We start from the raw sequence: 13,250 nt of genomic DNA on the forward strand, positions 1-13,250 counted from the left end.
AAATGGTTATATTATTTAAATTTGGATTATAATATATATATAGATTCAAAAGTATGAGGTAGATGGATTTATGTATAAATTAGAAACATTAAATAATTCAAATTTAAATTTTATAAATGAGTTTGATATTACTAATGAGTATAAAGAAGAACTCATAGAGATCTGTACAAATAAGAATATATTTAAAAAACTCCTTTTGGGAAAAAACATCAAGTATATAAAATCTCAACAAAAATATATAGGGTTTTTATGGTATAGTAAACTTCAATATCAAGTATATAAAATACACTGTATAAAGTTTATTCCAGAATATAGTACTTTTGAGTATTATAAAGAAGTTTTTAAGTTTTTCAATAGTTGTAATTCAATTATAATCAGTGAAAATAATAACTTGAATACAACTTTATTGATTAAACTAGGATTTAGTGTAGAAAGAGCTATTATTGAAATGGAAAGAGATATAAATTCCTATGAAGAACAGAATAATGATGAAAATATTTCTTTTGAAATCTTTAAAGAAGGTAAAGATGAAAAATATAGGTGTTTAATTCAGAATAAAGTTTTTGATTCAGCTAATAGACAGTCTATAAATAAAGAGGATATTATATATGAAAAATATCAAAATTATTATATTCCAGAAGGATGTATTTTTATTAAACATAAAGGAGTTCATGTAGGGTATGGACAATTAATAAAAAAAGATTCAAAAATTTATATAGCTAACTTTGGAATTTTACCGGAATATAGAGGCAAAGGTTATGGAAAGAAGCTACTAAAATATATAGTAAATATAGCTCATGATCTTGGAAATAGTAAAATATATCTTAAATGTGATAAAAAAAATATAGAAGCTGTAAATTTATATATAGGTGAAAGGTTTAAAACAATTGATACTTACCATGAGTATAAGAAAGATAATATAGATTCATTTTAATATAATAATTAATGTAGTAAATATAGAACTATACTTTATAATTATTAAGAACAAATATAATAAAAAAGAAATTAAGTCATGAAACTTAATTTCTTTTTTTGATTACTATTTTTCAATTTTTACATATTCAGCTAAAGCTCTTTCTAATATGTCCATTGCATCAGCTAGAGCTTCAGTATTTAAACAGTAAGATAATCTTATTTCATCCATACCAAGACCCTCTGTTGCATAGAAACCTTCTGCAGGTGCAACCATAACAGTTTTATTATTATAGTTATAGTCTGTAAGTAACCATTTTGCAAAATCCTCACCACTTTTTATTGGAAGCTTTGCTACAATATAAAATGCTCCAGTAGGTTTTTTGCATATAACACCTGGCATTTTTGAAAGCTTTTCAAACAGAATGTTTCTTCTTGATTCATATTCTTTTTTAACGTTAATAAAGTATTCTTTAGGAGTATTGATTAAATTTGCTGCTGCTAGTTGTTCTATAGTTGGAACACATAGTCTAACTTGACACATTTTCATAATTTGACTTATAAGTTCTTTATTCTTAGAAGCTACTAAACCAATTCTTGCACCACATGCACTATAGCGCTTAGATATACTATCTATTAAAATTACTCTATCTTTAATATCTTCCATATAAAGAGCAGAAGTGTATTTTAATCCATCATAAACAAATTCTCTATATACTTCATCTGCAATAAGGAATAGGTTATTCTCTTTACATATATCAGCAAGCATTCTTATTTCATTTTCAGTGTAAACAACTCCAGTTGGATTTCCAGGGTTAGAAACCATGATTGCTCTAGTTTTAGGAGTTATTTTAGATATTATAACATCCTTTGCTGGTAGATGGAATCCTTCTTCTGCTTTAGTTATAAAAGGTACCACTTTTACGCCAGCACCTTGTGCAAATCCTGCATAATTGGTATAGAAAGGCTCTGGTATAATTACTTCATCGTCTACATCACAAATTGCTGTTAATGCTAAAGAAATAGCTTCAGAACCTCCATTAGTAATAAGAATTTCATTAGATTCAAAATCTATATCCCATTCTTTATAGTATTTAATAAAACTATTAATTGCTTCATCTATTCCTTGAGATTGAGCATATTTAAGTACATCATCTTTATAGTTATTAATTCCTTCCATGAATTCCTTTGGAGTTTCAATATCAGGTTGACCAATATTTAAATGATATATTTTTACTCCTTTACGTGCAGCTTCAGCTCCATATGGTGCTAGTTTTCTAATCGGTGAATATCCCATAGCCAGTATTCTTTTTGAAAATTCCATTTTAACTCCTCCTAAAATAATATGAATAAATATTTAAGTTTATTTATTTTCATTATTGTACTAGTATACATTACATATTGTTTCTATTTTGTATAATATTTATGAAGAACTTTACCTAATCTTTTTATTCCTTCTACGATTTTATCTTCTGGCATATTAGAGTAATTTAATCTAAAGAAATTTTTCTTTCCACCATTAGGGAAGAAAGAAGCACCAGGTACATAGGCTACATTCTCTTTTAGAGCATCTTCCATAATAGAAGCAGAATCTAAATCTTTTCTTAATTCAACCCAAGTAAACAACCCTCCTGAAGGATAAGTGTATTTAACGTCTTCAGGGAAATATTTTTTCATGCTATCTATCATTAAGTCACGTCTAACTCTATAAACTTCAATTATGCTCTTTATATGATCATCTAAACTGTAAATTTTCATGTATTCTCCTGCGATAACTTGAGCAAAAGTATTACATTGTAAGTCTGCGCCTTGCTTAATTAAAATATACTTTTTAATTATTTCTTCTTCTGCTAATATCCATCCAAGTCTTAGTCCAGGACAGAAAGTTTTAGAGAAAGTACCTAGATTAATTACATAACCAGCTTTATCAAAGGATTTAATTGAAGGAAGACTTTCTCCCTCAAATCTTAATTCTCCATAGGGACTATCTTCAATTAAAGGTATTTCATACTTAGCAGCTAGTTCAGATAAGCGTTTTCTTCTTTCGATATTCATTGTAATTCCACTTGGATTTTGAAAATCTGGAATAGTATAAATCATTTTTATATTGTGGTTTTCGTTTTCTAATGCTTTTTCTAATTCCTCTACAATCATACCATTTTCATCCATTGGTATTTCTAAGAATTTAGGACCATAAGCCATAAATGCATTTAAAGCGCCAAGATAGCTTGGACTTTCACATGCAATAGTGTCTCCTTCATTTATGAAAAGCTTTGCAGAAAACTCTAAACCTTGCTGAGAACCATTAGTTAGCATAACATTTGAAGTATCGCATTTTACTCCTGTAGGCGCTATTCTTTCTTTTACAATTATTTCTCTCAAAGGCATGTAACCATCAGTAGAAGCATATTGTAGAGCTATTTGGCCTTTTTCTTTTATAACCTTTGATGCTACTTCGTTTAGTTTATCTAAAGGAAATAATTCAGGTGCTGGTAATCCACCTGCAAAAGAAATGATTTCTGGCTTTTCAGTCAATTTCAAAAGTTCTCTTATTTCAGACGCTTTTAAATTTGAAGTCCTATTCGCATAACGTATATTCATATATACACCCCCCCATAATTATGTTTTAAAATTAATTATACTATTCATCTTATGTACCATGATTTTATTATAACTTATTTGCATGTTTTTTCAAGATATTTTAATATAGTGGAAAGAGTAATAAAATAAATCTTAAAAATACTTGTTATTTGAGTGAAGAAGTAGTATAATGACTTAAAGAATAAATTAAATAATTAAATATTTCTTTAAATCAGTCCAGAGAGGCTGGCAAGAAGGTAGATATAATTACAGGACACACTATATTTATATATATAACTTCTTGCGAAAGTAAGAAGTTTTTTTATTTATATACCTTTTAATCAGTACTGAGATACTGAAAGGGGAGAAAGAAATTTCTCCTAATATTAAAAATATTAAGGAGGCTTTATATGTCAGAAATAACATTAAAAAAAGAAGCAGAAGAAACATTGGCAAAGAGATCTATTAAGGAAGAGACTAAAAGAATGGTACTTGCTATGCAGCATTTAATTGCTATGTTTGGTGCAACGGTTCTAGTACCTGTACTTACAGGACTTGACCCTTCAGTTGCTCTTGTTGCTGCAGGATGTGGTACTTTGATATTTCACCTTTGTACGAAAGGAAAAGTTCCAGTATTCCTTGGTTCTTCCTTCGCATTTATACCGGTAATAATAGCTGCGGGAGAATTAAATGGCGGAGATTTAGCATATGCACAAGGCGGATTGTTAGTTGCAGGTTTTATTTATGTAATAATTTCATTTCTTGTTAAGAAAATTGGTGTAACCACTATAAAAAGACTCCTTCCAGCCCAAGTGGTAGGACCTATGATAATAGCTATAGGATTAAACCTTGTACCTACAGCTATAGGAATGGCTAGTGAAAATTTTATTATAGCAGGGATAACTTTAGCTATAGCATTATCCATTAACTTATTTGGTAAAGGTTTTTCAAAACAGTTAGCTATACTTATTGCAGTATCATCAGGGTATATACTTTCATTAATTTTTAATATAGTAGATACTAGCATAATATCTAAATCAGCATATATAGCGGTACCTAGCTTCACACTGCCTAAATTTGATATGGCATCTATACTCGTAATTGCACCAGTGGTGTTAGCAGTACTAATGGAGCATGTTGGTGATATTACTACAAATGGGCAAGTAGTTGGTAAAAACTTCATTGAAGATCCCGGTCTTAATAGAACTTTATTAGGAGATGGACTTGCAACTATGTTTTCTGCATTTATTGGAGGGCCAGCAAATACAACTTATGGAGAGAATACTGGAGTTTTAGCATTAACAAAGAACTATGATCCATCAATAATAAGAATTACAGCAATATTTGCTATAATCCTAGGTTTCGTAGCTAAATTAGGAGGATTACTATTATCTATCCCTAGTGCTGTTATGGGTGGTATTAGTATCATGTTATTTGGAATGATTTCATTAATAGGATTTAAAACTATTAAAAATGGAGATGTAACTTTTGATTGGAAAAACATTGTAGTAATAGCTACTATAATAATAATTGGTCTTGGTACTACTAATTTAGAAAAATACACTGGTATATCAATTGGAATTCCAGTTGGTGCATCTGTTAAAATAACAGGCGTAAGCTTAGCAGCTCTTGTAGGGGTTATACTAAATATGATTTTAAATTTTAAAAGTGAAAAAGAAGAAAATAGAAATGAATATGTAGCTTAACTATGCATTCATTGAAATACCACTTAATACAAAGATTATGTATTAGGTGGTATTTTTTTACATCTGATGATATAATATAATAAAATATAACATGGGGGTGTGACAATGAAAAAAGTTAAAGTTGAAGATGCTATTGGGATGGTGGTGGCCCACGATTTAACTAAGATCGTACCGGGGGAATTCAAGGGTGCTGCTTTTAAAAAAGGACATATAATAGAAGTAAAAGATATAGAAGAGTTGAAGTTTATAGGGAAAAATCACGTTTATATTATTGAAATGAATTCAGAAATGCTTCATGAAGACCAAGCAGCTTTAGAGTTAGGACAAGCAATTGGAGGAGAAAATACCTACATTAAATCACCTAGTGAGGGAAAAGTAAATATTTTAGCTGCTCGGGATGGGCTTTTGAAAATTAACACTAGTTTGTTATATGAAATTAATTATATTAAAGACATTGTAGTAAGTACATTACACAATAATACTGTTGTAGAAAAGGATACAATTGTTTCTGCTACAAAAGTAACACCGTTAGTTGTAGAAAAAAGATATATCAATCAAGTTAAGGATATATTAAGAAATGTATCAGGGATTATAGACATAATACCTTTTAAAGTTCAGAAGGTAGGAATCGTTATTACTGGTACGGAAATTTATGAAGGCATCATTACTGATAAATTTGCTCCAATACTTAAGGAAAAGGTTAGTAATTACAAAGCTATTGTTGAAGATGTCATATTTGTTCCAGATGACTTAGAAAAAACAACTAATGCTATAGAGATATTTAAGTCTAGAGGATGCAGTTTAATAATATGCAGTGGGGGAATGTCAGTAGATGCAGATGATTTAACACCTGTAGCTATTGAAAAAGTAGCTTCAGAGATAATTACCTATGGATCTCCAGTAATACCAGGAGCTATGTTTATGTTAGCATATAGTGATGATATAACTTATGTGGGGATTCCAGCTTGTGGAATGTTCTCTAAAATAACTGTATTTGATGTTTTACTTCCTAGGATAATGGCAAAGGATAAAATTAGTAAAAGAGAAATAAATGAGTTATCTCACGGAGGGCTTTGCTTAAAATGTAATATATGTCATTATCCAATTTGTCCATTTGGGAAATAGGGAGGTATTTTATATGAGTATTACTTTACTTGAAGAAGTGAATGAGCAAGTGAAGAATGGGAATTTTGTAGCTCTTTCTATAATTACTAAGGCTTGTGGATCTTCACCTAGGGGAGAAGGTACCATAATGGGAGTTCTAAGAGATGGTACTGTAATTGGTACTATAGGTGGAGGTGCAGTTGAAGATGAAATTATAAAATCTAGTATAGAGGCTATAGAAACACAAAGGAGTGGTAGATATGAATATAGTTTGAATGAAGCTAATAAAGAGCTTAATATGGTTTGTGGAGGAAACATTGAAGTATATATAAAAGTATTAATGCCTAAGCGTAAACTTCTTATAGTTGGTGGGGGACATATTGCATTGCCACTACATTTTATAGCTAATGTATTAGGATATGATATTGTAGTTTTTGAGGATAGGGAAGAATATTGTAATTGGGAAAGATTTAAATTAGCTGATGAGCTTTTACTAGGAGATATTAAAGAAAATTTAAAAAAATATCCTATAAATAATCAATGCAGTATAGTAATTATAACTAGGGGACATTTCCATGACTATGAAGCTTTAAAAACTATTATAGATACTGAAGCAAATTATATTGGTATGATAGGAAGTAAAGTTAAGATAAAAAAAACTATATATAAATTATTAGATGAAGGATTTAACAAAGATTTGTTGAATAAAGTATATGCACCTATTGGTATAGATTTAGGTGGTGAAAGACCAGAAGATATAGCATTATCTATAATGGCAGAAATTTCATTAGTTGTAAATAATGGAAAACTAGCCCATAAAAAATTACAATAATATATAGAGAGATAAAAATTTATCTTGAATTATTGTAATATAATCAATATGTTCATAATATTTTAATTATATAAGGGTTAATTTTCTTTCTAAAAAGTAAAGTATGATAGATAATATTGTATTTTATTAATATATAAATAAAAGGGAGTTCTAAGGGGGAAAACAATGGTAAATCGAAAAGCTTTAAAAAATAAATCTAAAGATCAATTAAGGGGGCAGTGGAAGATACCGGTCTTAATAACACTAATAATCTTTGTAATTCAAGGAAGTATAAGTCTTGGTTCTGAGACTTTTAAAGATGCTATAGGACCATCACTTCTGATAACAGTTATAAGCATAATAGTAAGCTTAAGTATAGCAATTATGAGTAATTCATTTTATCTTAAAATTTCTAGGGATAAGAAAGTTAAATTTTCTGATATACTTATCTCAGGTAAGACTTGGGGAAAAGGTATGGGTATACAGCTTTTAATAGTATTAATGTACATACCAATAATAATTATTATTGGTATAGTTGTAGGGTTTATAGCAATTCATTATAGTAACCAGATATTTATGGGTTCTTTATCAGGTAATTCTATTCCATCTTTTGAAGGCATTACAACAATGATTGTTCTGGTTACGTTAGTTTTATGTATACCAATAATTATTTTGGGTTTATATTTGTTCCCAGCAGTGATTTTAGTATGTGAAGATAATAGTAAGGGTGTAATTCAGTGTATAAAAGAAAGTTTTAAATTAATGAAAGGGAATGTATGGAGTTTATTTGTACTATACCTTAGCTTTTTAGGTTGGGTGATTTTATGTATTGTACCAGGTGTAGTTGTAGCTATAATTGCAGTTTTTTCATTTAATGAAATACTCATTACTATATTACCGTTAATTATAGGAATTAGCTTTCTATGGTTAACCCCATATATGAATACAACATTTTTGAATTTCTTTAATGAAATATCTGGATACAATAATAAACCTATATATAATGAAATTAATCCATTAAATTAACAATATGTATTATATATCTATATAAGTTGTCTATGAATGAGATTACTTATATAATAACTTAGTATTTAGCGTAAATTAAATTTTAACTAGGTTTATATATAAATGTTTATATCATAATTAAAGAAGATGTATATCAACTTAAATCCAAAGGAATTCTTTGGATTTTTATTATTAAGTCTAATTGGAAATTAATAAACTAAAGCCTAAATTAAAAAAATATTACTTCAAGATTTAAGATTGTATATAAATGCTATTGTTTGTTATGAATAAAGATGATAGATTTATAATAGATTACATTAAAGATAAAATATATTAATTAGCTATGTATTGGATAAATATAAATATAAATATAAATATAAATATAAATAAATGATTAGGTGATGAAATGAAGATAGTATGTTCAATAGGTCCTAATGTTAAGACCTTAAATGATTTAGATAAGTTTGTAAATGCAGGAATGAATTCAATGAGATTGAATTTTTCTCATATAGAAAATGATACAGCTAAAAAACAAATTAAGTATATGAAGGAGAATTATCCTGATATTTCTATTATTCAAGATTTACAAGGCAATAAAATTAGAGTATCTAATTTGTTTAATGGCCAATTAAGGGTTAACTTTGGAGAAACCGTATATTTTTGTAGTGAAGAATTTTTTAAAGAAAATCTTAGACATAGTGGAAAGAATACATTAATTCCAATTTCTTTTCAAGGACAATTTACATGGCTTTCTAAATGCAAAAAAATTCTTATGAAGGATGGAACAATGGAATTTAATGTTGTAGGAAAGCTTAAGGATAAAGAGGCAATAAAGGCAGAAGTCGTTTTAGGTGGCATGGTTAGAGGTGAGAAGGGGTTAAATGCTCCGGGAATGGATAGGTTGGGTATGACGTTAACCATAAAGGATAAGAAGGATATTGAATTTGGCCTATTAAGTGGTGTGGATATAATATGTCTTTCCTATGTTACGAGAGAATCTGATATTCTAGAATTAAAGGAATATATAAAAAAAGTAAAGAAATATAATCCTCAAATTATTATGCCTAAAATTTGGGCAAAAATAGAGTGTAAAGAAGGAATTCTTAATTTTGATTCTATTTTAAAATCTGTTGATGGAATTATGCTAGGTAGGGGAGATTTATTCTCGGAATTGGACATAATGGAAATTCCTTTTGTACAGGATGAAATAATAGGAAAGATGAAATCTGAAAAAAAGGAGCTTATAATCGCAACCTATGTGTTAGATTCTATGAGAAGTGCCCGAAAACCTAAAATTCCTGAATTAGATGATTTATATAATTTTATAAAAAATAAGGTTGATGGAATTATGCTAGCTGGAGAAGTTGGGATAGGTAAAAATCCTCTCCATGTTATAAGATTTACTAAAGAATTTATAGATAAATATAGTTATCTTAGTTAAGAAAAAAATGAAGATGGATATAAAATTTATATCCATCTTCATTTTAGAATTAATTAACTATTTAGTCTAGTTTAGTTATATTTTAGGAATAAATTCTATATATTTACATCGGGTTCAATGATATAATTAAATATAGATAGTGTAAAAACTCTACACTAACCTAAGCATATAGGGGGGATTATTATGAATAAAGATTTACAGAAGGAAAAGATACAAGAAATATATAATGAAATTACTAGATTAACAGAAGAATTATCAAGAATTCAATGTACTCATAATGAATGTGAAGAATGTCCTTTTAGAGAATTGATAACAACTGATTCCAATCAAACACTTGATTGTGGTGGATTTATTGATTTATTCATGTATAATTAATAAGTCCTTATAATTATTTAAAATGTAGAGCAAAAGCAATAGACTTAATTTTGTCTATTGCTTTTAAACATATATTAATGAAAATGTATATAAACTATTTTCCTAAGTTAAATATATCTAAATCTTTAACTTTCAATCCTCGTTTCATTACTGTTACCATGGCTCTTAAGGTGTCGAGAGAAGTCATTAATGAAACTCCTGATTCTACAGCTGTTCTTCTAAGTTTAAAGCCATCGCGCTGAGAGTCATTTCCTCTAGTTGGTGTATTAACTATCATATTTATAGATTTATTTCTGATAGAATCTACTATATCAGGTTTTCCTTCACCAATTTTATTAACTATTTTTGCATCTATACCTTCAATTTGAAGCATTTTTGCAGTTCCTTCTGTGGCTACTATCTTACAGCCAAGTAAGTTCATTTCTTTAGCTAGTATTAAGAATTCATCTTTGTCACTATTATTTATGGTTGCAAGTAATTTGTCTCCAGACTTTAAAATTGGTCTTTTGGCAGCCAAGAAACCCTTCATCATAGCTTCATCAAAGGTATGTCCTACACCAAGAACTTCTCCAGTGGATCTCATTTCAGGTCCAAGACTTACTTCAACCTTTGGAAGCTTTTCAGTAGAGAATATAGGTACTTTTACAGTTACAAAGTCAGGTTCAGCACATATTTGTTCCTTATATCCCATATCTTCTAGAGATTCTCCAAGCATGGCGCGAGTAGCTAATTCAACTATAGGTACATTAGTAACCTTGCTTATATATGGAACAGTACGAGAAGCTCTAGGGTTAACCTCTATGATAAAAATTTCTCCTTCAAACTCAATGAACTGAATATTTATCATGCCAAGAACTTTAAGCTCTAAAGCAATCTTCTTTGTATATTCAAAGATAGTATTCTTAGATTTGTCAGATATATTTTGAGAAGGATATATGCTTATAGAATCTCCAGAGTGGACTCCGGCTTTTTCAAGGTGTTCCATAATTCCTGGAATTAAAATACTTTTACCATCACAGATAGCATCCACTTCAATCTCTCTACCAACTAAGTATCTATCAATCAAAACAGGATTTTTATGATCTCTTTTAAACGAATTCTCCAAATACTTTTTAAGCTCCTTTTCTCTATAGGTGATTTCCATACCTTGACCACCTAACACATAAGAAGGTCTAACAAGTACAGGATATCCAAGGTTCTCAGCACCAACAATTCCTTCATCAAGGTTCCATACTGCAATTCCTTTAGGTCTATTAATATCAAGATCTTCAAGCATAGCATCAAATCTTTCTCTATCTTCGGCCCTATCTATACCATCAGCATCAGTACCTAAAATCTTAATTCCATTTTCTCTTAGAAACTTAGATAGTTTTATAGCAGTTTGACCACCAAATTGAAGAATTACACCTTCAGGTTTTTCCTTGTTGATTATGTTGAGTACATCTTCTTCAGTTAGAGGTTCAAAGTAAAGTTTATCTGATATATCAAAGTCTGTTGATACAGTTTCTGGGTTATTATTTACAATTATAGTTTCGATGCCTTTTTTCTTAAGAGCTCCAACAGCATGAACAGAGCAGTAATCAAACTCAATCCCTTGTCCGATTCTAATAGGACCTGAACCTATAACCATTACTTTTCTTTTATCAGATACAACTACTTCGTCAAATTCTTCATAGGTTGAATAGTAGTATGGTGATATGGCATCAAACTCTCCAGCGCAAGTATCTACCATCTTATAGGTTGGCATAATGTTATACAGCTTTCTAAGAGTATACAACTCTATAGGGCTAATATCCATTAAGTCTGCAATACCTTTGTCTGAAAAACCCTTTTTCTTTAATAGATTTAAATATTCTTTATTTAAATCTTCTAACTTAGCAGTTTTTAAGAATTCTTCTTGTTCTACTATCCATTTTATTTTATTTATAAAGAAGGTATCTATTCCTGTAACCTCTGATAATTTCTCAACTAGATATTTTCTTCTAAGCATTTCAGCTAGATCAAAGACTCTTTCATCATCTGGCACCATTACGCTACTCTTTAACTGAGACAAAGTTTTTTCCTGAGATGGCTTATGATCTAACACATATTTTCCTATTTCTAAGGAGCGAATTCCTTTTAGGAAGGCAGCCTCAAAATTTGATCCAATAGCCATGATTTCTCCTGTTGCCATCATTTTAGTTCCTAAGGATTTATTGGCATTTTTAAATTTATCAAAAGGCCATTTTGGTATTTTCACAACTACATAATCAAGAGCTGGCTCAAAGGAGGCCATTGTTTTACCAGTAACGGAGTTTACAATTTCATCTAGGGTATATCCAAGGCCAATTTTTGCAGCTACCTTTGCTATGGGATATCCTGTAGCTTTTGATGCAAGGGCAGAAGAACGAGAAACTCTAGGGTTTATCTCAATTACAGCATACTCAAAACTATTAGGATTTAAAGCAAACTGGACATTACATCCTCCAATAATTCCTACTTCATCTATGATTCTCAAGGCTGAAGTTCTAAGCATTTGATATTCTTTATCAGAAAGGGTTTGAGAAGGAGCTACAACTATGGAATCTCCTGTATGAACACCAACAGGGTCTATGTTTTCCATATTACACACGGTTATGCAATTTCCTTTAGAGTCACGCATAACTTCATATTCAACTTCTTTCCATCCTTTAATACTTTTTTCTAAAAGAACTTGATTTACAGGGCTAAGATAAAGACCATTTTCTAATATGGTAATTAGCTCTTCTTCAGTATCTGCAATACCACCGCCAGTACCACCAAGGGTGTAGGCAGGTCTTACAATTACAGGGTAACCAATCTTTTTAGCAAAGTTAACTCCAGAATCTACATCATTTACTATATCTGACTCAATAACAGGTTCGTTGATTCTTTCCATTAATGCCTTAAATAAATCTCTGTCTTCACCTTTTTTTATAGACTCTACCGAAGTTCCTATGATTTTAACTCCATATTTATCTAATATACCTTTTTCAGCGAGTTCTATAGTTAGGTTTAAACCTGTTTGTCCACCCATCCCTGATAAAATGCTGTCTGGTTTTTCTTTTACTATAATTTTCTCAATAAACTCAGTAGTTAATGGCTCTATATATATTTTATCTGCCACTTCCTTGTCAGTCATTATGGTTGCAGGGTTAGAGTTTATTAGTATGGTTTCTATCCCTTCTTCCATAAGTGCTCTACAAGCTTGAGTTCCAGAATAGTCGAACTCAGCAGATTGTCCTATTACTATTGGACCAGATCCTATTATTAATACTTTTTTTATGTCATTTCTCTTACTCATTGATTATTCCTCCTA

10 protein-coding genes are annotated in these 13,250 nt (G+C 29.8%); 7 read left to right on the plus strand and 3 right to left on the minus strand.

Features of this window, described 5'->3' with window-relative positions; genetic code table 11:
* Window positions 1-70: 70 nt before the first annotated feature.
* Window positions 71-934, plus strand: a complete 864-nt coding sequence (locus B2P65_RS12870) for a GNAT family N-acetyltransferase (RefSeq protein ID WP_346880261.1) — start codon at window positions 71-73, stop codon at window positions 932-934.
* Window positions 935-1,039: 105 nt separating this feature from the next.
* Here the strand turns inward: B2P65_RS12870 and B2P65_RS12875 are convergent, their stop codons facing one another.
* Both B2P65_RS12875 and B2P65_RS12880 read right to left on the minus strand, forming a co-directional pair.
* A complete protein-coding gene (locus B2P65_RS12875; RefSeq protein ID WP_346848093.1) occupies window positions 1,040-2,236 on the minus strand; it encodes a pyridoxal phosphate-dependent aminotransferase in 1,197 nt (398 codons plus the stop codon).
* 83 nt (window positions 2,237-2,319) lie between these two features.
* A complete protein-coding gene (locus B2P65_RS12880; RefSeq protein WP_346880262.1) occupies window positions 2,320-3,513 on the minus strand; it encodes a PLP-dependent aminotransferase family protein in 1,194 nt (397 codons plus the stop codon).
* A gap of 389 nt (window positions 3,514-3,902) precedes the next feature.
* Here B2P65_RS12880 and B2P65_RS12885 point away from each other — a divergent pair, with 389 nt between their 5' ends.
* The 6 genes from B2P65_RS12885 (at window position 3,903) to B2P65_RS12910 (ending at window position 9,934) form a co-directional block, all read left to right on the plus strand.
* On the plus strand, window positions 3,903-5,198 hold the full coding sequence (locus B2P65_RS12885; RefSeq protein ID WP_346880263.1) for a uracil-xanthine permease family protein: 1,296 nt from the start codon (window positions 3,903-3,905) through the stop codon (window positions 5,196-5,198).
* 105 nt (window positions 5,199-5,303) lie between these two features.
* Complete coding sequence (locus B2P65_RS12890) at window positions 5,304-6,323, plus strand: molybdopterin-binding protein (protein WP_346848096.1); 1,020 nt, start codon at window positions 5,304-5,306, stop codon at window positions 6,321-6,323.
* Window positions 6,324-6,336: 13 nt separating this feature from the next.
* Window positions 6,337-7,134, plus strand: coding sequence for an XdhC family protein (locus B2P65_RS12895; protein ID WP_346848097.1), 798 nt, complete (start codon window positions 6,337-6,339; stop codon window positions 7,132-7,134).
* A gap of 165 nt (window positions 7,135-7,299) precedes the next feature.
* A complete protein-coding gene (locus tag B2P65_RS12900; RefSeq protein WP_346880264.1) occupies window positions 7,300-8,139 on the plus strand; it encodes a DUF975 family protein in 840 nt (279 codons plus the stop codon).
* Between the two features lie 385 nt (window positions 8,140-8,524).
* Window positions 8,525-9,559, plus strand: coding sequence for a pyruvate kinase (locus B2P65_RS12905; protein WP_346848099.1), 1,035 nt, complete (start codon window positions 8,525-8,527; stop codon window positions 9,557-9,559).
* Between the two features lie 183 nt (window positions 9,560-9,742).
* Entirely contained in the window at window positions 9,743-9,934 is a 192-nt protein-coding gene (locus B2P65_RS12910) for a hypothetical protein (RefSeq protein WP_346880265.1), read from the plus strand.
* Between the two features lie 94 nt (window positions 9,935-10,028).
* On the opposite strand, the gene carB is transcribed toward B2P65_RS12910, so the two are convergent.
* Window positions 10,029-13,235, minus strand: a complete 3,207-nt coding sequence (gene carB / locus B2P65_RS12915) for a carbamoyl-phosphate synthase large subunit (protein WP_346876185.1) — start codon at window positions 13,233-13,235, stop codon at window positions 10,029-10,031.
* Window positions 13,236-13,250: the final 15 nt, after the last annotated feature.

This window comes from Clostridium sp. UBA3061, from assembly GCF_002367465.1.
GTDB lineage: Bacteria > Bacillota > Clostridia > Clostridiales > Clostridiaceae > Clostridium_J > Clostridium_J sulfidigenes.

Excerpts from the sequence above, each read along its gene's own strand:
- B2P65_RS12880 (WP_346880262.1), bottom strand. The coding sequence starts at position 3,513 with ATGAATATACGTTATGCGAATAGGACTTCAAATTTAAAAGCGTCTGAA.
- B2P65_RS12910 (WP_346880265.1), top strand. The coding sequence starts at position 9,743 with ATGAATAAAGATTTACAGAAGGAAAAGATACAAGAAATATATAATGAA.
- B2P65_RS12895 (WP_346848097.1), top strand. The coding sequence starts at position 6,337 with ATGAGTATTACTTTACTTGAAGAAGTGAATGAGCAAGTGAAGAATGGG.
- carB (WP_346876185.1), bottom strand. The coding sequence starts at position 13,235 with ATGAGTAAGAGAAATGACATAAAAAAAGTATTAATAATAGGATCTGGT.
- B2P65_RS12890 (WP_346848096.1), top strand. The coding sequence starts at position 5,304 with ATGAAAAAAGTTAAAGTTGAAGATGCTATTGGGATGGTGGTGGCCCAC.
- B2P65_RS12875 (WP_346848093.1), bottom strand. The coding sequence starts at position 2,236 with ATGGAATTTTCAAAAAGAATACTGGCTATGGGATATTCACCGATTAGA.
- B2P65_RS12885 (WP_346880263.1), top strand. The coding sequence starts at position 3,903 with ATGTCAGAAATAACATTAAAAAAAGAAGCAGAAGAAACATTGGCAAAG.
- B2P65_RS12900 (WP_346880264.1), top strand. The coding sequence starts at position 7,300 with ATGGTAAATCGAAAAGCTTTAAAAAATAAATCTAAAGATCAATTAAGG.
- B2P65_RS12905 (WP_346848099.1), top strand. The coding sequence starts at position 8,525 with ATGAAGATAGTATGTTCAATAGGTCCTAATGTTAAGACCTTAAATGAT.
- B2P65_RS12870 (WP_346880261.1), top strand. The coding sequence starts at position 71 with ATGTATAAATTAGAAACATTAAATAATTCAAATTTAAATTTTATAAAT.